General features: G+C 68.7%; 19 protein-coding genes and 5 pseudogenes. 13 read left to right on the top strand and 11 right to left on the bottom strand.

Translation table 11 applies throughout. The annotated features are described in order from the left end of the window. Nucleotides 1-299 precede the first annotated feature (299 nt). Nucleotides 300-959 (top strand): YceI family protein, encoded by a 660-nt coding sequence (locus tag AC5DRG_RS50230; protein ID WP_491807054.1) that lies wholly within the window; start codon nt 300-302, stop codon nt 957-959. 524 nt (nt 960-1483) lie between these two features. On the opposite strand, the gene AC5DRG_RS50235 is transcribed toward AC5DRG_RS50230, so the two are convergent. Then, nucleotides 1484-3136 carry a VWA domain-containing protein gene (locus AC5DRG_RS50235; protein ID WP_491807055.1) on the bottom strand — a complete coding sequence of 551 codons (1653 nt, stop codon included), beginning with the start codon at nt 3134-3136 and terminating at the stop codon, nt 1484-1486. A gap of 151 nt (nt 3137-3287) precedes the next feature. Continuing rightward, nucleotides 3288-4487, bottom strand: coding sequence for an AAA family ATPase (locus AC5DRG_RS50240; RefSeq protein WP_491807057.1), 1200 nt, complete (start codon nt 4485-4487; stop codon nt 3288-3290). A gap of 253 nt (nt 4488-4740) precedes the next feature. Between AC5DRG_RS50240 and AC5DRG_RS50245 the strand changes: the two genes are divergently transcribed. The 3 genes and pseudogenes from AC5DRG_RS50245 to AC5DRG_RS50255 all read left to right on the top strand — a co-directional run. Then, nucleotides 4741-5847: an NAD(P)/FAD-dependent oxidoreductase gene (locus AC5DRG_RS50245; RefSeq protein WP_491807059.1), complete on the top strand. Its 1107-nt coding sequence runs from the start codon at nt 4741-4743 to the stop codon at nt 5845-5847. Nucleotides 5848-6172: 325 nt separating this feature from the next. Continuing rightward, a complete protein-coding gene (lexA, locus tag AC5DRG_RS50250) occupies nt 6173-6844 on the top strand; it encodes a transcriptional repressor LexA (protein ID WP_491807060.1) in 672 nt (223 codons plus the stop codon). 250 nt (nt 6845-7094) lie between these two features. Continuing rightward, a pseudogene (locus AC5DRG_RS50255) lies at nt 7095-7292 on the top strand (helix-turn-helix domain-containing protein); the annotation flags it as partial. Here the strand turns inward: AC5DRG_RS50255 and AC5DRG_RS50260 are convergent. The 3 genes from AC5DRG_RS50260 to AC5DRG_RS50270 are packed head-to-tail and all read right to left on the bottom strand — an operon-like array spanning nt 7247 to nt 9051. Further along, nucleotides 7247-7429 (bottom strand): hypothetical protein, encoded by a 183-nt coding sequence (locus AC5DRG_RS50260; protein WP_491813403.1) that lies wholly within the window; start codon nt 7427-7429, stop codon nt 7247-7249. The pseudogene AC5DRG_RS50255 and the gene AC5DRG_RS50260 sit on opposite strands and share 46 nt — an antisense overlap. Continuing rightward, on the bottom strand, nt 7426-8349 hold the full coding sequence (locus AC5DRG_RS50265; protein WP_491807061.1) for an ATP-binding cassette domain-containing protein: 924 nt from the start codon (nt 8347-8349) through the stop codon (nt 7426-7428). The genes AC5DRG_RS50260 and AC5DRG_RS50265 overlap by 4 nt, the downstream gene beginning before the upstream one ends. A gap of 9 nt (nt 8350-8358) precedes the next feature. After that, nucleotides 8359-9051 (bottom strand): DUF4386 family protein, encoded by a 693-nt coding sequence (locus AC5DRG_RS50270; protein WP_491807062.1) that lies wholly within the window; start codon nt 9049-9051, stop codon nt 8359-8361. Between the two features lie 134 nt (nt 9052-9185). On the opposite strand from AC5DRG_RS50270, the gene AC5DRG_RS50275 reads away from it, so the two are divergent. Beyond that, nucleotides 9186-11153, top strand: a complete 1968-nt coding sequence (locus AC5DRG_RS50275) for a sensor histidine kinase (RefSeq protein ID WP_491807064.1) — start codon at nt 9186-9188, stop codon at nt 11151-11153. Further along, the gene (locus tag AC5DRG_RS50280; protein ID WP_491807065.1) at nt 11141-11791 is read left to right on the top strand and encodes a response regulator transcription factor; all 651 of its coding nucleotides are present in this window, start codon (nt 11141-11143) and stop codon (nt 11789-11791) included. The genes AC5DRG_RS50275 and AC5DRG_RS50280 overlap by 13 nt, the downstream gene beginning before the upstream one ends. A 402-nt stretch (nt 11792-12193) precedes the next feature. Here the strand turns inward: AC5DRG_RS50280 and AC5DRG_RS50285 are convergent. Next, nucleotides 12194-12286, bottom strand: a pseudogene (locus tag AC5DRG_RS50285) (transposase); the annotation flags it as partial. 92 nt (nt 12287-12378) lie between these two features. Between AC5DRG_RS50285 and AC5DRG_RS50290 the strand changes: the two are divergent. Next, nucleotides 12379-13409, top strand: a pseudogene (locus AC5DRG_RS50290) (IS5 family transposase). 125 nt (nt 13410-13534) lie between these two features. On the opposite strand, the gene AC5DRG_RS50295 reads toward AC5DRG_RS50290, so the two are convergent. Further along, on the bottom strand, nt 13535-13981 hold the full coding sequence (locus tag AC5DRG_RS50295) for an anthrone oxygenase family protein (RefSeq protein WP_491807066.1): 447 nt from the start codon (nt 13979-13981) through the stop codon (nt 13535-13537). Between the two features lie 91 nt (nt 13982-14072). Between AC5DRG_RS50295 and AC5DRG_RS50300 the strand changes: the two genes are divergently transcribed. Then, nucleotides 14073-14651 carry a TetR/AcrR family transcriptional regulator gene (locus tag AC5DRG_RS50300; RefSeq protein ID WP_491807067.1) on the top strand — a complete coding sequence of 193 codons (579 nt, stop codon included), beginning with the start codon at nt 14073-14075 and terminating at the stop codon, nt 14649-14651. Nucleotides 14652-14835: 184 nt separating this feature from the next. Here AC5DRG_RS50300 and tnpA read toward each other — a convergent pair. Next, a pseudogene (gene tnpA, locus AC5DRG_RS50305) lies at nt 14836-15135 on the bottom strand (IS200/IS605 family transposase); the annotation flags it as partial. Nucleotides 15136-15827: 692 nt separating this feature from the next. Between tnpA and ltrA the strand changes: the two are divergent. Continuing rightward, nucleotides 15828-17579 (top strand): group II intron reverse transcriptase/maturase, encoded by a 1752-nt coding sequence (ltrA, locus tag AC5DRG_RS50310; RefSeq protein ID WP_491805665.1) that lies wholly within the window; start codon nt 15828-15830, stop codon nt 17577-17579. A 60-nt stretch (nt 17580-17639) separates the two neighbouring features. Further along, complete coding sequence (locus AC5DRG_RS50315; RefSeq protein WP_491813384.1) at nt 17640-18905, top strand: RNA-guided endonuclease InsQ/TnpB family protein; 1266 nt, start codon at nt 17640-17642, stop codon at nt 18903-18905. A gap of 13 nt (nt 18906-18918) precedes the next feature. Here AC5DRG_RS50315 and AC5DRG_RS50320 read toward each other — a convergent pair whose 3' ends face one another. Continuing rightward, nucleotides 18919-19704, bottom strand: a complete 786-nt coding sequence (locus AC5DRG_RS50320; protein ID WP_491807068.1) for a helix-turn-helix domain-containing protein — start codon at nt 19702-19704, stop codon at nt 18919-18921. 70 nt (nt 19705-19774) lie between these two features. Here AC5DRG_RS50320 and AC5DRG_RS50325 point away from each other — a divergent pair, with 70 nt between their 5' ends. Then, nucleotides 19775-20593, top strand: a complete 819-nt coding sequence (locus AC5DRG_RS50325) for a phytanoyl-CoA dioxygenase family protein (protein WP_491807069.1) — start codon at nt 19775-19777, stop codon at nt 20591-20593. Next, nucleotides 20590-20874, top strand: coding sequence for a hypothetical protein (locus AC5DRG_RS50330; RefSeq protein ID WP_491807070.1), 285 nt, complete (start codon nt 20590-20592; stop codon nt 20872-20874). The genes AC5DRG_RS50325 and AC5DRG_RS50330 overlap by 4 nt, the downstream gene beginning before the upstream one ends. 58 nt (nt 20875-20932) lie before the next feature. Here AC5DRG_RS50330 and AC5DRG_RS50335 read toward each other — a convergent pair whose 3' ends face one another. Continuing rightward, nucleotides 20933-21490, bottom strand: coding sequence for a TetR/AcrR family transcriptional regulator (locus tag AC5DRG_RS50335; protein WP_491807071.1), 558 nt, complete (start codon nt 21488-21490; stop codon nt 20933-20935). Nucleotides 21491-21799: 309 nt separating this feature from the next. Between AC5DRG_RS50335 and AC5DRG_RS50340 the strand changes: the two are divergent. After that, a pseudogene (locus AC5DRG_RS50340) lies at nt 21800-22234 on the top strand (hypothetical protein); the annotation flags it as partial. Here AC5DRG_RS50340 and AC5DRG_RS50345 read toward each other — a convergent pair. Beyond that, nucleotides 22188-22712 (bottom strand): transposase, encoded by a 525-nt coding sequence (locus AC5DRG_RS50345; protein WP_491807072.1) that lies wholly within the window; start codon nt 22710-22712, stop codon nt 22188-22190. The pseudogene AC5DRG_RS50340 and the gene AC5DRG_RS50345 overlap by 47 nt on opposite strands. Nucleotides 22713-22837: the final 125 nt, after the last annotated feature.

Below are 22837 nucleotides of genomic sequence, written 5' to 3' on the forward strand. Positions count from 1 at the left end.
GACACGTGCGAGCCGTTGCGGCAGATCTGACCGGAAACGGGGTGCGCCACATCTGCGCCCCCAGCATGACGACACTCGCATTCAAGGTCCTTGAGTCGCCGGCGTCGCGGAAGGGCGGGCCAGCGTGCGGTGGGCCGATTCCCCCTTCTGCTTCACGGGTGCCGTGCGGGCGAAGATGTGGATTTTCTGTTCCCCTCGTATGTGCGAGAAATGGCCACTGTGCGGGGTGCGGGTGGGGAAAGCCCCGGCGCCCGATGACGGCTTGCGACAGCAATTCCCGTGCAGTAATTACGTGAATCATGAATCTGTTCAGCCGTGGCGCCTCATTGCGCCGCCCGGAGCCCGCCGCGCCTCCTCTGCCCCCTGCCGGAGCGCCGGTTGCCGCGACAGCGGTCCTGCCGGATCCCACTCTGGCGGCCCTGACCGGGGAATGGGTGATCGACCCCGCCCACAGCAGGATCGGCTTCTCGGTGCGGCATGCCATGGTGACCACGGTGCGTGGATCCTTTACGCACTACCAAAGCCGCCTCTACTTCGACGGCCGCGACCCGGCCCGCTCGCAGGCCGAGATCACACTGTCCACCGGCAGCGTCGACACCGACGTGGAACAGCGCGACGCCCACCTGGTGGGCCGCGACTTCCTGGACGCGGCGACCTATCCGCGTATGCGCTTCACCAGCACCGCCGTGGAACTGGCCGGTGCCGACGTCTACCGCATGACCGGCGACCTCACCATCAAGGCCACCACCCGCCCCGTAACGCTGGAGCTGACCTACATCGGCTACGTCACCGATCCCTTCGGCTACCAGCGGGTGGGCTTCGACGGCACCACCACGATCAACCGCTCCGACTGGGGCCTGCATTACAGCAACAGACTGGCCGACGGCGGCGCCATGGTGAGTGAGAAGGTGCGCCTGCAACTCGACATCGCCGCCATCCGTACCGCCCCGGTCGGCTGACCCAATACCCGGCGCGCGTCACAGATGCGTCTTCGAGGCACCAGGCCACCACGGGGAGGTTCGGGCCCGGGCTGCCGCGGTTGGGCCATGACCTGACCCACGCGATGGGGGAGGGCCTCGCGGCCGTCGCGTACGCACTACTCGACTTCGCATCGGCGATCCGAGACCAAACGGAAGCCGCCGAGGTTCAGGGGTAGTCGGCCCGACCGGCAGCTGCCAGGGTGCGCGATACCGCTGCGGGGCCCGGCCGGAGGCGGCGGACGCTGGTTCCCGGGCCCGCGCGTAAGGACAGTCGGTTGACGCTGCCAAGGACGTCCGCTTTTTTCCCGGCAGCATACCGATGTCGGTAACGGCTCAATGAGCTGTTACCGACACACACGAGCCCTGCTGGAGCAGTCCGCTGAACGGGCTCGGATGCTCGGGATCTGTCCTGGGGGTGTGTCGGAAGTGTCTGTACAGCCGTCGTCCTGTTTCTGTGCGCGGTGGAGTGGTTCCTCTCTTGTGTCAGGGTTGTGGGGGTGGGGTCAGATCAGGCGGAAGAGGTCGGCGGCGGCGTGGACGTCGGTGAGGTCCTCGAGGGAGCGGAGGTTGTCGCACAGGGCTTGAAGGACGGAGTCGGCTTCGGCGGTGCGGGGGGTGCCGACGGCCACGCCGAAGACGCGGAAGCCCAGCCGGTGTTTGGCGTCGTTCCAGCCGCGCATCCATTCCTGGGTGATGCCGCAGTCGTCGTCGGTGATCATCACGATGTCGCCGCGTGTGCGGGCGGTGTCGTTGAACTCCTCCTCCAGCAGTCTCGCGGCCGCTGACAGCGGCGTCTGGTAGCTGGTTCCGCCGCCGAGGAAGGTTTCCGCGAAGTCGAGGACGTGGGTGATGCCGGCGGGCTGGTTGGCGGGGAAGCGGAAAATCTGGAGTTTGTCGGCGGCGGAGAAGAGGATGCCGACGAAATCGCGTCCGGCGTGGCGGGCCTGGTCCAGCAGGGCCAGGGCGCACGCCTTGGCCCACGCCTCCCGGGTGACGTTGCCGGGCCCTGCCTCGTACATGGAGTGTGAGGTGTCGACGCAGGCGATGACGGCGCCCTGGCCGGTGGCCTGTTCTCCCTGGCTGTCGTAGAGCATCAGCTGGCCGGCGGCGTAGCGTGCGGCGAAGACGGCACGCAGTTCGGGCAGGCCGAGGCCCACCAGTTCGGAGGGGATGACGCGGGAGAGGTCGTTGCCGAGGGTGACGCCGACCAGTTCTCCGGTGGTGTTCTCCACTTTGCGGGCGCGCTCGCCGTCGGCCATCTGCCGGAAACGGCCGATCAGTTCGGCCCACTGTGCGAGGCGGCTGGTGCGCAGTCGCTCGGCGAGATGGGCGCGCTGGTCGAACGGCATCCGCTCCAGCCGGCCTGGCCCAACGCCCCATGCCCGCATCAGCGCGGCTTCTTCCCGAAGAGCCTCGGCGGCCTGCGCCGCCGCGTTCCGCGCGCTGGCACGGATACCAGGGACGGCCGCCGCGAGGGCCTGCGCGGCGGCTTGGGCGGCCTGCCGCGCAGAGTGCTCAGCGGTCTCGGCTGTCTCGATCGCCTGTTGTACGGCCTCGGCGGCGGCCGGGGCCGGCACGGTGCGGTCCTCGTCGGTCCCGCCGGTCTCGTCGCCAGCTTGCTGGAGTGCCTTGCCCACGGCGGTCGCCGCGTCTTCGGCGTCCTGCTGTGCTTTCTTCGCCTGCTCGGCCTGTTCCCGGGCGGCCCGGGAGTGCTCCAGCATGCGGCGTAGCGCGGTGGCTTGGGCGAGTACGGCCATGGCGGCGGCGTAGGGATCGCCTGCCGTCTGTCGGTGCAACTCGGCGAACTCCGGTGACGCCATGAGCGAGGTGACGATCTGGTGGTTGACCAGCCGGGAGGTGTCCATTTCCGAGGGCTCGCGCACATGGGGGCGGACCTTGTAGGCGGCCAGGAATACGTCGGTCAGGAGGTCGGCGGTGGTCAGGAGGCCGGCGGTGGAGTGGTCGTAGAGCTCGGTCAGTTCCCCGGCCAGCTCGCGCAGAGCGGCGGACTGTTGGTAGGTGTCGCGCCATGTGATCTGGTCGAACCGGTCCGCGGCCACGGCCGCGGTGTGCCGCTCGGGAGCTGTGGCGGTCGGGCTCAGCCGCTTCCCGGCCCGGCGTGCCAGGTCGTCGAGCGTGCCGGGTGTTTCGCCCATGTGCCTGATCCTTCCTCCTGTGGCCGTTGCCCCGTCCCCGTTGCCTCGGCGTTCAAAGAGTCGTCCCGGTGTTCAAAGAGTCGTCCCGGTGTTCAAAGAGTCATCCCGGCGTTCGAGGCGTTGTCGCGGTGTTCGAGGTGTTGTCCGGTGTTCAGGGCTGGGTCTGCAGCATGCTGGCGTCCATGCCGAGGGCTTCGGTGAGGACGCGGGCGCGGACGGCGCGTTGCCGGCCGGTGACCCGGTCGATGGCGGCGGTGGAGCGGCCGGCGCTCGCGGCCTCCTGGCGCAGTTTCTCCAGCCGTGTCCCGGCCGTGGCGAGCTGGTTGTGGGCCTTTTTGATGACCCATTCGCTCAGTGCCTCGCGGGACTGGCCGGCCATGGCGTCGAGTTGGGCTTCCAGTTCGTCGATGGTGTCGGCCAGGTCGAGGGCCTCCTTGGCGTCGGGGTTGACCAGGTGCAGTACCTCGCGTTCGACGGCCGGGCGCTGGGCGGGGGAGTCCCACAGCACGTGGGTGAGCACGGACAGGTCGTTCTCGGTGACGGCGGGGCGGCCGTCGAGGTAGGCGGAGGCCTGGAGCAGGCTCACGGCTTGGCGCCAGCGGCGGTCGGATGCGTGGAGTTCCTTGCGGCGCAGGGCGGCCCGCAGGGTGCACACCGCGTCCACGATCAGGTCGGGGACGTCGACGGCCGGGACGGCTTGGGTCACGGCGTGCTGCAGCGCGGCCAGTTCGATGGTGGTCCGGGCCGGGGCTGCGGGGCGGCTGACGGCGGAGCGGACCAGTGCGGCGAAGTTGGAGGGGTCTTCGAGGTAGCCGACCTCGATCCGTACCAGCAGCCGGTCGTAGATGGCGGCCGTATCGTCTCCGCTGGGGAGTTCGTTGCTCGCGGTGATGGCGCCGATGAGGGGGCAGTGGATCGGCTGGCCGCCGCTTTCGGGGTGGTAGATCCGTTCGTTGAGGTAGCCGAGTGTCTCGTTGAGTGCCGCGGTGGAGCATTTGAAGATCTCGTCGATGAACGCGATGTGCGCGGTCGTGGCGCGTCCGTCGTAGACCTGGCGGTACTCGCCGCGGGCCAGGGCGGCGACGTCGATGGGGCCGAACATCCTGGTCGGTGCGGTGAACTTCGACAGGAGGATCTCCCAGTAGGCCGCCCCCTCGACCCTGCCGGTGAGCTCCCGGGCCATCTCGGACTTGGCCGTTCCGGGCGGGCCGAGCACCAGCGAGTGCTGCCCGGCCAGCAGCGTCACCACCAGCGTCCGCACCACGTCGGCCCGCTCGTAGAAACGGTCCGACAGCTCGTCGCTGATCGCCCGCAGCCTCGTGGCCGTGTCCTGCGCGTCCGTTAAGTCCACATTCAACTCCTTGCTTGCGACGCCCTGTCGGGCTTACGAGAGGGCCCTCCCGCCACAGCTGCGACGAGGTGAAAAGTAGCTCCCCGAGGGCCTGATCGACCACCGCGGTGATCCTCCGCGACCGCTCCCCAGGATCTGTGCCGGAACCCGAAGGGCAGCGACCGTTCCCCGCTGGCTGTTCGGCGTGCTTGCATGCTGGAAGCGGGTGTTCACCGGTGGTCTGGGGTGGGGGGCGTTCGTGGGGGTGGGGTCTGTGGAGGGGGCTGTACGTGTTGCTGTCGTCGGGGTGGGCATTGTGGGGGCCAGCGTGGGCTGGAATCTGTCCCGGCGCGGCGCCCGGGTGGTTTTCATCGACGCCGGCCGCCCGGGTGAGGGTGTCACCAACTGGTCTTTCTCGTGGGTGAATGCCAGCAACAAGACCGTGCGCAGGTCCTACTTCGACCTGAATGTCGCGGGTATGGCAGCCCACCGTGAGCTCGCCGCGGTCATCGGGCCGCACTCGTGGTGGTTTCCAGGCGGCCACCTGCGGTGGGCGGACGATCCCGTGGTGGAGGCGGGGTTCCTGGAGACGGCTGGGCTGCTGGCCGACTGGGGTTACCGGGTCGAGGTGTCCACGGGGGCCGAGGCGCGCCGCCTGGAGCCTGCTCTCAGGATGCCCGGCGAGGTTCCGGTGCTGTTCTACCCGGACGAGGCCTGGGTGCACGGGCGTCATCTCGTCGGCCGCCTGGTCGGCCAGGCCGTCGCGTCCGGTGCCGGGCTCCGGTCGGGCACCGCGGTCACGGACATCGGCACCGGTGGCGACGGGAGCGTCCGGAGGGTTGTTCTGTCCGACGGGAGCCGTCTGGACGTCGACGTCGTCGTGAACGCGGCAGGCCCTGCCGCCTCCCAGGTCGCCGCTCTCATCGCACGGCAGCTGCCGATACGCCGGGAACCCGGCGTCGTCACCCGGATCGACTGTGCCCAGCTTCCCGTTCACCGGGCCGTGCACGCGCCGCACATCGAGATCCGTCCTGACTCGGACGCGTCGATGGTCCTCCACAGCCGCGAGATCGACGCACTCATCGACACTGGCGAAGACCCGGCGCAACTGGCACGGCTGCTGCACGCATCGGCGCGGCACGTCGTTGCCGATCTCGGCGACTCCCGCGTCGCGCAGACCCGGGTGGCCTTCCGTCCGATCCCGGCCGACGGATTCCCCTCGGTGGGAGCGGTGCCGTCGGTGCCGGGCTACTACGAGGCCGTCTCCCACAGTGGCATCACGCTCGGGCCGGTCATCGGCCGGCTGCTCGCTTCGGAGATCCTCAGCGGGACGAGAGACGAGCTGCTTGCGGACTTCCGCCCGGAGCGGTTCCCCCTGTGACAGCCCTCGCGAGTTCAACACCGCCCCGGCCCCCGGCCCCTGGCCCCTGGTGACGTGGGCTGGCCGTCCGCGTGTTCGGCTGGGCGCGGCCGGTACGGTGCGCGGGGCCGGCTGGGGCGGCCGTGATCCGTTCAGGGCTCGGCCCGGCGCATGCCGCTCACACGGTGCCGGCACACGCCCAGGGTCCGGTGGCCACGGACACAGAACCGGATCATCTGAGACGGGACACCCGCCTCCCGGACTTCGGGGATTCGACTAGGTGTTCCATTTGTGGGGCGGGGCGGGTTAGGGTCATTGCGAGTGATCTTGCATGGAGGTGTCCCGGATGGAGAAAGCCGTGCCCGCCCGTCGGGGCCGTCCCCCGGGTGCGCGGGCCGCTGAGGGGGATCTGACGGCCCGCCAGGCGGCCATCGTCCGCTGCATCGCGCTGGCGGTCGACCGGCAGGGGTACCCGCCGTCGATGCGGGAGATCGGCCAGGCTGTCGATCTTGCGAGTACGTCGTCGGTCGCCCATCAGCTGATGGCTCTGGAGCGCAAGGGTGTTGTCTACCGTGACCCGCACACTCCCCGCGCGTACCGTGTGCGTCCCTCGTGGGCACCCGACCTGGGGGACAGGAGCGAAGCCCTGGTTGCCGTGCCGCTCGTCGGGCGGATTGCCGCCGGCGCGCCCCTGCTCGCCGAGGAGATGGTCGAGGACGTCTACTGCATGCCCCGTCAGGTCGTGGGCGACGGCGAGTTGTTCGCGCTGACCGTCTCCGGCGACTCCATGATCGACGCGGCGATCTGCGACGGCGACATCGTCACCGTACGCAAGACGGACAGCGCCGACCACGGAGACATCGTCGCCGCCCTCCTGGACGACGAGGCCACCGTCAAGGTGCTGCGCCGCCAGGACGGGCAGGTGTGGCTCATGCCCCGCAATCGGGCCTACGAGCCGATCCCCGGCGACCACGCGCAGATCCTCGGCAAGGTCGTCGGCGTTATGCGCCTGCTCTGAACGGTGGGCCCCGTGCGTGAAGGGCCTGCTCGAACGAAGTCGCCTTGTTCCGCAACGACTTCACCCGCAGGCCGCGCGCGTCAGGGAGGGGTATGGCACCGTGGAGGCAGGCGTGGCCCGTCACTCCCCCCGTGGTGGCGGACCACGCCTCTCTCATGCCGCTTCAAGCAGCGTTCGCCCTGTTGCGGTGGCTGTCCAAAACTGCCGATCATCGTTGACACCTGGGTCTCTGATCACTACGGAGATCCACATGTCGAAGTCCAACCCCACCCCGCCGCTCGACCGTGAGGCCAAGCGGCGCCTGGCGGTGATACGCCATGTCGAAGAGGTCAGTGGCAACGTCGCGATGTCCTGCCGGTACTTCGGGATCAGCCGGCAGGCGTACTACACGTGGTACCGCCGCTACCAGGCCGAGGGAATCGAGGACCTGCGCACCCGTTCCAAGGCCCCAAACACCTCGTCGCCTGCCTGCGGGAGGTTCACGGCGACGGCCAGCACCACCAGGGCGAGCGTCGCAAGCAGCAGCCACGCCGGCGTCCGCGTGGTCCGCAGCTTGAGCATTTCCGCATGGATGAGCGCCTTCATGAGACCGCCTCCTGGGCTGACTCAGGTGACGCGACGTGTTCGCCCTCCTGGATGAGCCGGAAGAACGCCTGCTCCAGATCCGCCGTCCCCACGAGGCCGTGCAGCACCACGCCGTGCGCCGCCGCGACCTCACCCACCCGCTCCGGTGGCGCCTCGACGGCGAGCCCGTCGTCGGTGAGCCGGTAGGCATGGCCCGCGGCGGAGAGCGCCGCGCCGAGCCGACCCGGGTCGGGGGTCCGCACGCGGGAACCGACCCCGGCCTCGGCACGGACCTCGGCGAGCGTCGAGGACCGGAGCAGCCGGCCATGGGCCACCACGAGCACGTGGTCCGCGGTCAGCTCCACCTCACTCAGCGCATGGCTGGACAGCAACACGGTCCGCCCCTCGTCGGCGAGGCGACGCACGTACTCCCGCAGCCAGCGCACACCCGGAGAGTCCAGGCCGTTCGTCGGCTCGTCCAGGACGAGTACCGAGGGGTCACCGAGCATCGCGGCCGCCAGACCCAGCCGCTGGCGCATCCCGAGGGAGAACTCACCCACGCGTCGCCGTGCGTCCCCTGCGAGGCCGGTCTCCTCGAGGACCCGCTCGGGCGCCTGCCGCGGCAACTTGGCCGCGGTGGCAAGGATGCGCAGGTGGGCCAATGCCGTACGCCCGGGATGGCAGCCGGACGCCTCGAGCAGGGCGCCGACCTGGCGGACCGGGTCCGACAACTCGTTGTAGCGCTGCCCGTCGAACGTGGCGGTGCCGCTGCTCGGCGCCACGAGCCCGAGCAGCATCCGCAAGGTCGTGGTCTTGCCGGCCCCGTTCGGCCCGAGCAACGCCGTCACTCGCCCCGGGAGCGCGACGGCGCTGACGTCATCGACGGCAAGGAAGTCACCGAAGGTCTTGGTGAGGCCTCTCAGCTCCACTGCGCGGGCCATGACTGGGCATCACCGCTCGGCCCTGGTGACGGCGAAGCGACCCATCATCAGTGCCACCGACAAGACCGCCACCCAGATCCAGAACGCGGTGAACGGCACGAACGCGTAGCCCTCGGTCCAGACCGCCCGCGCGAGCACCGAGCCGACACCGGCGATGAGGGCCCACCATCCCAGCCAGTGCGGGAGGTCACGAGTCCTGAGCACGATGACACCCGTGCAGATCCCGACGGCGCCGGCCGCGACCCAGCCGTTCGCGAACGACAGGTTGCCGAGGTCGAACGCGTAGCGCGCCACCTGCGGGTCGATGTCGTCGGAGCGGAATGCCGCGGCGTCCCACGTCGCGATCTGCCCCGAGACGACGCTGACGACGCCGGCACCGCCGAGGAAGACCGAGCGCCACGGCAGCTCGTCCTCGTAGCGGCGCAGCAGCAGGGCGAGGCCGAGGGCGAACCAGAGCATCGCGATCAGCCCGACCGCGGTCGCGAACGAGCTGAAGGCTCCGAACGCGTCGTCGATCGACCGGAAGAACGCGACGGTCTCCTCGGCGTCACTGGTGACGGAAGCGCTCTGATAGTCGTTGGCGAGCGAGACTCCCAGCACGACAAGCAGGGTGATCAGGCCGGCCGCCCCGGTGATGCGGGCGAGATGCAGACGCTGCCGGGTCGATGCGACGGCGTCCGGCGTGGCGGTGTTTTGGGTCATCGGGTCCTCCGTCGGTGAGGGGTCTGCTCGACCGTAGGGACCCCCGACGGCGCTCCACATCAGCGCCAGCACTCATTCCGCGTGCAGTGCTCCCACCATTGCGCCGGTGCTCGTGGCGACAGGAAGATTTGTGCGTGTCCTTCCCGAGGCTCCGGCCCGTTCCCGCCTCGCTGCTCGCACTCACTGTGCTGGCGGAGCTGGCTTCCGTTGTGCTGTCCTGGGGCCTTGAGCCGGCATGGGACACGCTGCTGCTCGCCGTGTCCGCGTGTGTCACGACTGCGGCCGGTGCGCTGATCCTCAGCCGCCACCCCCGGCATGCGATCGGCTGGCTCCTGGCCGCGCAGGGCCTCGCGGACGCGCTGGGCGGCGACCTTGCCCAGGGGTGGGGGCGGCGTGCGGCGGCCGAGGGCTGGCCACTCGCCCAGCCGGCCGAGTTCGTGGGGACCGCGAGCTGGCTACCGACGGCGCCGCTTGGGGTCGCCGTGCTGCTCCTGTTCCCAACGGGACGTCTGCTCGCGAGGCGATGGTCCCTGGTGCTCGGGCTGAGCGTCATCGGGGTGCTGGCCGCCGAGCCCGGCTGGGTGTTCAACCCGAGCGCCGGCAGCGAGTACGTCGCCGGGCACAACCCGTACGCCGTGGAATGGCTGCCGACCGGCGCGCTGTTCGTCGGAGGGTTCTCGCTCGTGGCGGTGTCGCTGCTCGCTGCTCTGGTCGCCGTCGTTGTCCGGTTCCGGACAACGACCGGAGTCGAACGACTACAGCTGAAGTGGTTCGTTCTTGCCAGCGGCGCCCTCGCCATAGGGCTGCCGCTCGCGGGCGCGTTGTGGTGGCTCGCACCGATCACGCACGTGATCCCGGCGCTGGTCGTCACCGCCTGGCCAATCGCCATCTGCGTCGCGATCCTGCGCTACCGGCTCTACGACATCGACCTCGTCATCAGCCTGACCTTCACCTACGCCACGCTGACGGCAGCTCTCGCCGCGGTGTACGCCGGCGCCGTCGTCGCCCTCGGCGCGGTCATCGGTCGCCAATCAGTGTGGGCAACCGCGGGGGCCACGCTGCTCGCCGCCGCGACGTTCAAGCTCCTCCACCATCGCGTGCAGGAGCAGGTGGACCGGCGCTTCCGCCCGCAACGCCACGACGCGCTGAGCGTGATGTCCCGGTTCGCAGATGACCTGCACCACGACCGCGCCGAGCCGGAGGAGGTCGCGAACGCGCTTCGTGCGGCGATGCGGGACCCGAGCCTCGAGCTGCGGTTCGTCCTGCAACGCGACGAGCCTCCCGTCGATGAGTGTGGGCGGCCGGCCGCGGGAGTCGACCGAGATCGCGAAAGCGTCGCGGTCCAGCGGGGCGGGACGACCCTTGGTCAGGTCGTCTGGTCCCCGCGCAGCGACGCGGACCGTGCCCTCCTGCCGTCAGTCATCGCCGCGGCGTCGATCGCGATCGAGATGGCACGTCTTCGGGTGGAGCTGCGGCAGCGCCTGGACCAGGTGGACGAGTCCCGCGCTCGCATCGCGGCTGCCGCCGACGACGAGCGCAGGCGCCTGGAACGCGACCTGCACGACGGTGCCCAGCAGCGGCTGGTCTCGATCGGCCTCGCGCTCCGGCACGCGCAGCACGAGCTGGCCGGGCATCCCGAGGAGGCTCGACGCACGCTGGACGGTGCCGTCGTGGAGATCAGCACTGCGATCGAAGAGCTTCGTGCTTTGGCGCACGGACTGCGCCCGGCGCTGTTGCAGGCGGGTCTCGGCCCGGCACTGCGCGAGCTGGCCAGCCGGTCGCCGGTGCCGGTCGTCGTGTCCGCGCCCAGCGACCGGTTCCCGTCCGATGTCGAGACCGCCGCGTACTTCGTCGCGTGCGAGGGGCTGACCAACGCGGTCAAACACGCGCGCGCGGCGGAGGTGCGGCTCGAGGTGGCGCGCCAGGACTCGACCCTGGTCGTGAGGGTCGCCGACGACGGAGTGGGCGGCGCGGCCCTGGGGCGCGGGTCCGGGCTGACCGGCCTGTCCGACCGCGTCGCCGCGCGCGGCGGCCGTCTGATGGTCGACAGCGTCCGCGGCTGCGGGACCACCCTCCGTGCGGAGCTGCCGTGCGTACCGTGATCGCCGAGGACCAGGTGCTGTTGCGCGAAGGGCTCGCGCGGCTGTTCGTCGACGGCGGGCACGAGGTCGTCGCCACCGTCGGCGACGGCGACTCGGTGGTCGAGGTCGTGGATCGGGAGATCCCCGACCTGGTCGTGGTCGACGTCCGGATGCCACCGACCTACACCGACGAGGGCACGCGGGCGGCCCGGGCGATCAAGGACCGGCACCCCGGAGTCGGCGTACTCGTGCTCTCCCAGCACATCGAGACGACGCACGCGGTCGACCTCGTCGGCCGGCCGGGCTTCGGCTATCTGCTCAAGGACCGGGTGCTTGAGGTCGACGAGTTCCTCACCACCGCAGGCCGGGTCGCCGCGGGCGGGTCTGCACTCGACCCGGCGGTCGTCGCAACGCTGGTGCAGGCGGCGTCCGGCAGCCCGCTGGATCGGCTGTCCGAGCGCGAGCGACGGGTGCTCGAGCTGATGGCCGAAGGCCTGACCAACACCGGCATCGCGCGGCGGCTGGTGCTCAGTGAACGCACCGTCGAAGCGCACGTACGTCATGTCCTGCTGAAGCTGGACATTCCCGAGAGCGACGAGGGCAACCGCCGCGTGCTCGCGGTCCTGGCGCATCTGCGGACGGTGCACGACTGGAGCTGAGCTGAGCCGCAGGCAACCGTCGGCGCGGGAAGCTGTCGAAGCCGGCCGCTCGGGGCTGGCTGCACAAACTCCCGAACGGCACCTTCACCACCCGGCTGTGATCCCCGCCCGTCAGCCCGTAACGGGCGGGTCCTCGGCACGGGTTGGTGAAGTATGCCTACAAAAACGGTCCCGGCCGGGGACCACACCGAGCTTGTCCACCAGTGCCGGCTGTCGCTGTCCACGCAGACCCTGCGCTACCGGAATTCCTTCGCAGTGCATCGGGCTTCGGCCCGGTGGTGAAGCGAATCTGATGGTTGCGACGCGGAGCGTCGCAGGTTCCTGTCCGGCGGAGCCGGATGGTGTTCCCCACCCGTGGCACGGAGCGTCGCGAGGGCTGTTCCCGGCGGAGCCCGGCGATGCTCACACGGGACGGCTCTGCTGTTCTATGTACTGCCTGACCACCGAGAGCGGGGCGCCGCCGACGGTTGCGGCGAAGTAAGAACCGGACCAGAGCTTGTTGGCGCGCCACTAGGGCGCGTATCGGGTCGTGATCAATGAGCGGGTTCTCCCCTCGTGCTGATCTTCGATCCGGTAGATCGTCTTGCGTGACGCGTGCGCAGCTGACCGATGTGGAGTGGGAGTTCATCGAGCCGTACCTGCCGATCGGCGAGTATGGCCCGTACCTCGAGCGGTTGCGCCAGCAGTTCGAGGGCGTGGTCTGGCGGTTCAGGACCGGCGGGCAGTGGCGGGAGATGCCGCCGGAATTCGGTGCCTGGGCGACGGTGTCCAATCGTTTCCGGCAGTGGCGTGACGCCGGCGTGTTCGAGGCCCTGCTGGAGGGACTGATCGCGGAGGCCGCGAAGCGGGGTGAGGTGGATCTGTCGCTGGTCAGTATCGACTCCACCACCGTGCGGGCCCATCACGATGCCGCCGGGATGCACACGAGCCAGGACGTGCTCGCCGCTTTGGAGAAGGCTGCCGCCGAAGAGGAGGAGGCCAGGTCAAAGGGGGCGGTCCCGAGGGACGAAGCGGGCAGGACGGTGGTGCCGATCCCGAGCGGGACGAGCGGCGACGCGCCCGGCGCCGGCGCAGGGTCCGGCTGAAGGCCGCTCTGCTGGGGCGCTCACGGGGCGGGCAGACGTCAAAGGTCCATCTCGCCGCCGACCGCAAGTGCCGGCCGTTGGCGTTCGTCTTGACCGCGGGACAGGCGGCCGACAGCCCACAGTTCATCCCGGTGCTGGGGAAGATCCGGGTCCGCGGCCCAGTGGGGCGGCCTCGCACCCGCCCGGACGCGGTCGCCGGGGACAAGGCGTACTCGTCCCGCGGCAACCGCGCCCACCTGCGCAGGCGCGGCATCAAGGCCGTCATCCCGGAGAAACGGGACCAGGCCGCCGACCGGAAGACGAAGGGCCGCAAAGGGGGACGCCCCGTCGACCACGACGCCGAGCTCTACAAGGAGAGGAACACCGTCGAGCGCCTGATCAACAAGCTCAAGGCGTGGCGGGGCATCGCGACCCGCTTCGACAAGACCCCGGAAAGCTGCCTCGCCGGGTTTCACCTGCGTGCCTCGGTGATCTGGATCAAAGACCTCACCCGAACCAGAGCCAAGAGCCGCGCAGGTCACCGAAGGGCGTAGCTTGTCGGGATCGCAGTGGCGGGCTCTCAGCGGCAGTCGCATTCCCGGATGTCGGGATTTCGGTGGCCCGCTGCCGCCCGGGGCGTGGGGATTGTGCGCCGCCAGCGTGGTGTCGGCCCGCGGGCTCAGGCGAGGGCGGCGACGAGCAGGGTGAAGGCGGCGATGATGACGGCGACGCGGACGTAGTGGAAGCGGAGCCAGCGGTTCATCTGCTCCTTCCAGTCCTCGGGCCGGTTCTCGGGGGTCCACGTCTTGTTCCGGTTGTTGATCGGGACGAGCAGCAGGAGCGACATGATCACGCTGAGGATCAGCAGCGCGGCGGCGATGACGACCAGGCCGGCGCCGTGGTGATGCCATCCGGCGATGGCCCAGAGCGCGCTCAGGACGAGCGAGCCGATGTACCAGAACGGCATCAGGGCGCCGAGCATCCGGCCCCCGTGGGCGTGGCCGAGTTGGCCACTGTCCTCGGGGAGGGCGTTGAGGATCGGGTTCATGACGAAGGCGACGGAGAATTCCACCCCCACCATCAGGCCGACGACCACGGTGGTGAAGACCTCAAGTGCGTTGAGCATGACTACCCCTCCTGAAATCTAGTGTCGCTAGATGGCGAGGCAACGCTAGTACTACTGCCGCTCGATTGTCTAGCGATGCTAGGATCAAGTCATGTCGGTACAGGAACGCAAGCAGCGCGAACGGGCGGAGCGCGAACGCCTCATCGTGGCGACAGCCCGCGAACTCGCCGAGCAGCAGGGCTGGGACGCGGTCACCACCCGCCGGCTCGCCGAGCGCATCGAATACAGCCAGCCCGTCCTCTACAGCCACTTCCGCGGCAAACGCGAGATCATCGGCGCCGTCGCCCTCGAAGGCGCCACCGAGATGGCCGCGGCGCTGCGGGCCGCGACCTCCGCCGCGGACGGCCCCCGCACCCGGGTCACCGCCCTCGCCCGCACCTACCTCGACTTCGCCGAGCGCAACCCGGCGGTCTACGACGCCCTGTTCCAGCTCGACGGCGGCCTGGCCTTCGCGAACGAGGACACCCCGGAGCCTCTGAAGGACGCCTTCGCCGCCCTGCTGGAAAGCCTCGGCGAGGTCGCCGGGGACGGCGTCCACCCGGGACTGTTCACCGAGGTGTTCTGGGCGGCCCTGCACGGACTGGCCACCCTGACCCGGGCGCGACGGCTCCCGCCGGAGGACACCGAGCGCAGGGTGGAGCTGCTGGTGGACCGGCTCGCCATGGTCTGACACGCTGCCCCAGCGGGCACGCAGCCGGGGTCCCCGGACCCCGCTGCCTGCCTCCGGCATTGCTTCCGGTCACTCGCGCCCGCACGGCGCAGCCGCAGACCGCCGGGGCCCGTACCCCAGACGGGCACCCGCCCCGCAAGCTGCGATGCTCATTGATCACGACCCGATACGCGCCCTAGTGCCGCACCAGGTCGGGGAATTCCTGGCGCAGACGGCGGGAAGAGACGCCCTTGAGGGAGTTGACGAGCTTGGTGACGGCGACCTTGGGCGGGAAGTTCACCAGGAGGTGGACGTGGTGGTCCTCGTCGTTGAACTCCACCAGTTCGCACTCGACGTCCGCACACACCGACCGCATGATCTCCTCCATGCGCGTCCGATGAGTATCGGTGAACACTCTGTGCCGGAACGTGGTCACGAAGACCAAGTGAACATGCATCACGAAAATACAGTGCCGACCAGTTCTGATCTTATGCATCTCGCCCATAACTCACGTATGTACGGTGGTTGTCATGCAGCTTCGGTACAGCTTCCGTGTGCGACACGAGGTCGCACCGTTCAAGTGGACAACACCGCCTCAACGGGGTTATCCCAGACCAGTGTTCTGAGGTCTGGTCCCACGCTCACATGCGTCGCTGGCAACGGCGGGGTGTGAAGCTGAACGCTCAAGGCCCAAGAACGTCAAGGCATCTGACGTCACAGGCCGAGGGACAGTCCGGAAGGGTGAACGAAAGTGAACCCCTGTCAAAGCCTCGTCACTGTAGCCCGCACGATGCCGTGCACGAGTGGCGGTCATGGCCCGGACGTTGAGAGACGTCGAGCGGAGCCGAGGGTTCGGACCCGAGGTTCGCGAACACCGCTGGCCACGGGGCAATAGGGGGCACCCTCCCCGGACGCATCTTGACGGTGCGGAACGTGGAAACCCGGATGAGGTCCAGAGGGATCTGGTAGGCCGACCGCAAGGAAAGCGGAACCCCTCAGCCGGACAGGATGGTTCAAGAAGCGAATGCCGGTCCCCGAAAGGGAGAGGGAAATCGGGCGAACGCGCCCGTATAACCTGCCGGATACGGGGCTTTCCCCGGCCCGAAAGGGAGCAGACGTGAACCGGGTAAGCCTTTGAAGTGAACTGAGAAGAAGCCCGAACCGAGGGGCAAGTTAGACACCGGGAGGACGGTGGACGTGTCTGCTCTGCCGCTCAGCCCGGCGAACGGACCCGAGGACGCCTCCACGCTGTGGCACCAGATCGACTGGAGCCAATACGAGGGGGAAGTACGGCGACTGAGACAGCGGATCTTCAAGGCCGCGCAGGAAGAGGACTGGCCCAAGGTCAGAAATCTTCAAAAACTCATGCTGCGGAGCTACTCCAACACGCTGGTAAGCGTGAGGCGAGTGTCTCAGCTGAGTACTGGCCGCAAGACGGCCGGCGTCGACAGGAAGAAGGCGGTAACGCCCGAGGCTCGTTGGAATCTCGCGACAGAGGTCCAGCGGGTCGAGAAACCCTGGCGAGCCTTGCCGGTCAGGCGGGTGTACATCCCGAAGAGTAACGGGAAGCAACGCCCGCTCGGTATTCCGACGATTCGAGACCGGGCCATGCAGGCCCGTGTCAAGAATGCGCTGGAACCCGAGTGGGAAGCCCGTTTCGAACCCCGGTCGTATGGTTTCCGTCCGGGGAGAGGGTGCCACGACGCGATCGAGGCCATCTTCGGGGCAACGGCACGCAAGAACGCCAAGCGCCTCTGGGTTCTCGATGCTGATCTGTCGGCGGCATTCGACCGCATCGACCATCCTCGCCTGATGAACGCCGTCGGGGGATTCCCCGGCCGGAGTCTCATCCGTGCGTGGCTGAGGGCCGGTGTGGTCGAAGAGGGCCGCTTGACGCCAACTGAGGAGGGAACTCCACAAGGCGGTGTGATCAGTCCGCTGCTGATGAACGTGGCACTTCATGGGATGGAAGAGGCAGCAGGGTGTCGGTACTGGGGAGCCGAGGCGAAGACATACGAGCCGAAGGCTGCCCCTAGGACCCCGATCCTGATCCGTTATGCGGATGACTTTGTGGTCATGTGCCACAGCAAGTCCGAAGCAGAAGAGATCAAGGAACGGTTGGCAGAGTGGCTGGAGCCGAGAGGACTTCGGTTCAACGAAGGAAAGACCCGAATCGTCCACATGGAGGACGGGTTCGACTTCCTCGGTTTCAACATCCGCCGCTACGACGGAAAGCTACTCATCAAGCCAAGTGCTGATGCTGTCAAGAGACTCCGGGAAACCCTACGCACCGAAGTGAAGGGGCTGTACGGCTCCAACGCGGCAGGAATGCTGAGGGCGCTAACGCCCATCATCCGTGGATGGTCGGCGTACTACCGGAAGGCGGTTTCCTCTCAAACATTCTCAAGCCTCGACCACTACGTGTGGGGGCTGCTCTGGGAATGGGCGAGAAGGAGCCACCCGAGGAAGTCGAGGGTCTGGGTAGCCCACAGATATTTCGGCAGGTTCAACGAGTCCAGAAACGACAAGTGGGTGTTCGGCGACCGTGTCAGCGGTGCCTATCTCCCCAAGTTCGGCTGGACGAAGATTGTCCGCCATGTACAGGTGAAGGGTGCGGCGTCTCCCGACGACCCTGCCCTGGCCGGATACTGGCAAGGACGCCGCCGCAAGAAGGCGCCACCGCCGATGGACAAGGTGAGTCTGTCCTTGGCATACAAGCAGAGGGGGCTGTGCCCGCTCTGCAATCAGGCGCTCATTGCCGGGGCCGAGTACGAGCCGGACAGTCCACGTGAGTGGATCAATTGGTTCGCGGCCTCGAAGAAGATGCTCCACAAGCATCACTTCGTCTACCGGCGAGACGGCGGCTCCGACAATCGAACCAACCTCCGTCTCGTGCACTCCGCATGCCATCGACAGCTCCATGCCAAAGATGACGTGCAGACCAAGTGAAACTGCGCTGGCCCATGGGGCGAGCTTGAGCCGTGTGCATTGAGAGGTGCACGCACGGTTCTGAGGGGGCCGGGATGCAGTAATGCATCCCGGCTACCCGACGCCTACCCGGACACCTCCCAGCGCCGTGCGCTGGCGCAGGCGTTCGGGTGCGCTCGCGTGGTGTGGAACGACTGCCTGCGCGACCGCAGGGAAGCGCACGCGGCGGGGCTGGCGTATGTGACATCGGCGGAGCTGTCCCGGGTGCGTCTCACCCAGGCCAAGCGCACCGATGAGCGTGCCTGGCTCGCCGACGTGTCGGCGGTCGTCCTGCAGCAGTCCCTGCGGGACCTCGATACCGCCTACAAGAACTTCTTCGACAGCCTCAGGGGCAGACGGCAGGGCCGCAGGGCCGGTCCTCCCCGGTACAAGTCGAAGAAGGACACCCGGCAGTCGATCCGCCTCAACGCCAACGCCTTCTCCCTCCAGGACAACGGCACGGTGTACGTGGCCAAGATCGGCAACCTCAAGGTCAAGTGGTCCCGCCGGCTGCCGGCCGCACCCACGTCCCTGACCGTCACCAAGGACAGCTGCGGCCGGTACTTCCTCAGCTTCGTCGTGGACACTGAGCCGGACATCCTCCCCGGCGTGGAGGCGGACACCGGCATCGACCTCGGCCTGTCCGCCTTCGCCGTCCTGTCCGACGGCCGGAAGATCGACAGCCCCCGCTTCCTGCGCCGGGCCGAGAAGAAGCTCAGGCGCCTGCAGCGGGAACTGTCCCGCAAGGCGAAGGGATCGAAGAACCGGGCCAAGGCCCGTATCAAGGTCGCACGCCAGCACGTCAGGGTGGCCGACCGACGCCGGGACTTCCACCACAAGGCATCCACACAGATCATCCGCGACAGCCAAGCGGTGTTCGTGGAGGACCTCGCGGTGTCCGGGCTGGGGCGTACCCGGCTCGCCAAGTCCGTGCACGACGCGGGATGGTCCGCGTTCGTCGGCATGCTGGAGTACAAGGCGGTCCGGCATGGCCGCACCTTCGCCAAGGTGGACCGCGCTTTCCCGTCCTCACAGGCCTGCTCGGCCTGCGGATTCCGGGACGGACCCAAGCCCCTGCACGTCCGCGAGTGGACGTGCGGCGAGTGCGGCACGGTGCACGACCGCGACCACAACGCAGCCCGCAACGTCCTCTTCGAAGGACGCCGAATCGTCGCCGCCGGACGGGCGGAGACGCTAAACGCCTCGTGGAGCGCCGGTAAGACCAGGACGAAAGTCCCGGCACAGCGCGGTGAAGCAGGAAGCCCCCGGAAGGGTCAACCGACCCAGGCCGGAAACCCTGGACTTTAGGCCAGGGAGCACGTCAACTGAGTGCTGACCTTCTGACAGCTCGCGGTGAGGCGCTCAGTTCCCTGTGGCAGGTCTTGTTGAACGCCTGAAGGTCGGGGATGCCGACGGTCGCGGCGATCGCCGGGATGGCGAGCGTCGAGGCGATCAGGAGGTGCCGGGCACGTTCCATGCGGCGGCGCCGGATGTAGCCGACGACCGTGAGCCCGGTGTGCTTACGGAACAACCGCGTGAGCTGCGTGTGCGAGATCCCGGCGGCACGGGCGATGTCCGGAACGCCCAGCGGCGCGGCCAGGTGCTCTTCGATGTGGGCCATGGCCGTCCGCAGCGCAGGATGCCGGGACTCCTCGCCGCTCCCGGAGGCACCGGCCAGGCCGGTCATGCGCCACAGCACGGTCCAGAGCTCCGCGGCGGCCCGCGCCGGGGACTGCGTGCCGGCCGCGACCGTCTGCCGCAGCAGCCCGCGGAGCACCGCGGCGTCCGGACCTGCGTCCTGCATCACCGGAACGCGGCGCCGCTCGCCCTCGCCCGGCAGCCGGAAGTGCGCGTACAGGTGCTCGCTCGGTGTGGTGTCGTAGTGGAAGTGCACCTCTGTGTCAGGCGGTACGAGGCTCACGTGCCCGGGGCGGATCGGATGCCGGAAGCCGCCGAACTCCAGGGTGCCGGAGTAGCCGTACAGATGGAGCTGCCACAGCCGCGGCAGCCGGAACACGTCGTGGGGGCCGGCGTACCCGTGGACACCCACGCCCGCGTTCGCCACCTGGGGAGGCAGGTCGAGGGTCAGCTCCACGGAATCCGTCATGGCGGAAAATTACCAGTGGACGCCGATTGCAGCCCACTACTTCGGGCCTGCCTCTTCCTACGGTTGCCGTATGCCAACCACACGACAACTGCTGAGTTCTGCCCAGGTGGCGCGGTTCGTGGCCCAGGGTTTCCTGCGCCTGGACGGTGTCGTGCCCCGGGAGCTCAACGAGGAGGCGCTCGGCGTCTTCGCCGCGGGGCTGCCCTCCGTGCCGTACGGCACTCCTGTGCCGAAGGCGTTCCCTGAGGGCTCCTTCACTCGACGGCTCGTCGAACTCCCCGCCGTCGCGGGCGCGTTGGAGAGCCTGCTGGGTGCGGATCCGACCGTCGACCACCACTACGTGCACACCCGCGAACCGCGCCAGGGCGGCGCGCAACCACTGCACGCAGACGCCCTCATCGACGTCCGCACCGACGCCTTCGACGTGCAGCTCATGTACTACCCGCAGGAGGTCACCGCGGACATGGGCGGCACGCTCATCGTCCCCGGCAGTCATCTGCGCCGTACCAACGAGTCCGACACCGGCCGCTACCAGAACCTGCGCGGCCAGACCCGCCTGACCTGCCCGGCGGGCACCGTCATCCTGCTCCACCACGGCATCTGGCACGGCGGACGGCGCAACGACAGCGACACCGTCCGCCACATGTACAAGATCCGTTTCAACCCGACCGTGCCACAGGTGCGGCTCTGGGACACCGCGGACCTGTACGACCCGGCTGTGCGCGAGGAGTTGGGGCGCACCTTCCCCTGGTACGAACCGGCCACCGGCCGCCTGGAGATCCACAACCGGATCAAGCTCTGGCGCTTCCTGTCCGCCGACCCCGACTTCGACATCGAGTACTGGGCCACCCGGATCGCCAACCGGCCCGCGCAGAGGAGCAACGCATGACCAGTTCGAACACCGTGCGGCAGCAGGTCCTCGTCCTGTACCTGGGCACATCCGCGCTCGACTCCCCGGTCGTCGGATGGGCCCGCTACGACGGCACCGGCGCCACCCGCCCCACCACCGGCGACAGCGACGAGCCGCCGTACGAGAGCGCCGTCGCCGCACTGCAGGACGGCTGGCGCCTCATCCAGGCCGCCCAGCTCATCCCGCCGTATCCGGGGGCGGAGCACGAGACGTCGTTCCTCAAGCACGAGTTCTTCTTCGAGAAACTCGTTGCGGTGTGAGCCGAGCTGCACCGCCGCTCACCTGGGGCGCGGCGTCGGGCGCCGCTCCAGGGCGATTTCACTTGCTGCGCCGGACGTGGGCGAGCGAGGCCAGTCCCGTGTCGATGAGGTGGGCTGCGCGTCGGACGTCGGCGCCAACCACCTCGTGCAGCTGCTCGGGGGCCTGGACGCGGTTCAGGTGCCTGCGTAGCGCCTGGAACTGGATGGGCCACAGGGCGAGCAGGGCGGCTACGGCGACCTGCTGGTCAGCCATGTCGCGCTGATATGCCCGCAGCGACGGAGTGGATCTGATCAGCATGCCGAAGCGCAGAAGCATGTTCTTCGCCTGGGCGAGGTCGTCCTGTTCGGTCAGCCAGGATGTGATGGCCGCCAGCTCGCCGGACAAGATCTTCAGCACGGCCTCGACCGGCGAGAGATCCGGATCGGCCAGTGTGGTCCGCAGAGAGCCCAACGTGGCCTCGCCCAGGTCCAGGACGAGGGACTCCTTGGTGGGGCAGTAGTTGAACACGGTCTTCTCCGACATCCCGCAGGCTTCGGCGATCTCGGAGACGCGCACGGCGTCGAAGCCCCGTTCCATGAACATCTCGGTGGCCGTGTCGGACAGCTGCTGCCGCAACGGCCGCTTCTTGCGCTCCCGCAGCCCCTCAGCTTGGCGTTTAACGTCGCAGGTCACTCGACTTGCTGATCTGCGGTTCTTTCCGAGACAGCGGAGGCGGCCGTTGTCCACGCTTCGAGATGTCGAGTCACGAAGTGCAAGAGAACGACCGCTGTGGTGAGTCTGTCTGTCGACGCGCCCGCAGGCGAGGCGTTGGACGTGTTGTCCCGCTTTCGGGTCGAGTTCTACGAATGCCTCTACGCCCACGCGGATGCGCTCTTCGAGCTCACCGACGCGGTGCTGTGCGCGGACGGGCCGGTGAAGACGCTGGTCGAGCGGGCTGCGGAGATCAAGTTGGACCAGCGGGTGATCGCGCGGGAGGAACTGGTCGAGGCCCTGGCAGTCTCTGCGGCGGAGTCCACTGCTGTGGCCGGGACCGAGGCGGAGGAGGAAGCGACGCTGTCGCTCGTGCCGGTGCCGGGCTCGCCGATGCCGCCCTGGCGGGAAGGGCTGCCGGTGACGGTTCTGGCGGAGGACTATCAGCGGATTCTGGGCGTGGTGGAACAGCAGCGATCCATGGGGCAAGGGCCTCTTCGGGCCAAGGAGATCGCGGTGGAGCTGGGCCTTGGGGCGACGCCGGCGAAGGTCGAGGGGTTGCGGTCGAAAGCCCGGCGCCTGGCGGAGCGCGGGTGGCTCCTCCTGGAGGCGTCGGGGGCGTTCAGCGCAGGTCGGCGGCCTGTGCCAGACGCCGGCTCATCCGCGTGACCATCGACCACCGGATCATCGCCTCGCTGGTGGCGGGCAGGGTCTCGTAGTCCCGGGCCAGACGGCGGGAGTTCATCAGCCATGCGAACGTGCGCTCTGCCGCCCACCGCCTCGGCAGCACCACGAACCCCTCCATGTCGTCGGTGCGCTTGACGATCTCCAAGGCCAGGGCGAGCTTGTCCCGGCACCAGCCGACGAGGGCGCCGGTGTAGCCGCCGTCAGCCCAGACGAGGGTGATGTCGCGGTGCAGGCGGTGCAGCCGGGTCAGCAGGCCCGCCGCGGCGTCCCGGTCGCCGATGTTCGCGGCGGTGACCGCGACGACCAGGAGCAGACCGAGGGTGGATGTGCCGTTTGCGGCCCGGCACCTTCTTCCCGCCGTCGTAGCCGCGTGAGGCGGCCTGCACTGTCGCGGCGGCCCGCACCGACTGCGCGTCGTTGATTCCCGCCGTGGGCTCGGCCTCGCGGCCTTCGCGTTCACGGACCTGTCCGCGCAGCCGGTCGTGGAACTCGGTGATCAGCCCGTGGTCGCGCCAGCGGCGGAGTGAAGTAGGCCGCCGACGAGGTGCCCGTGGCCCGGGTCCTTTTCCGACGGCCCCTTCCCGA

It is taken from the genome of Streptomyces sp. JLBG701 (assembly GCF_058544905.1).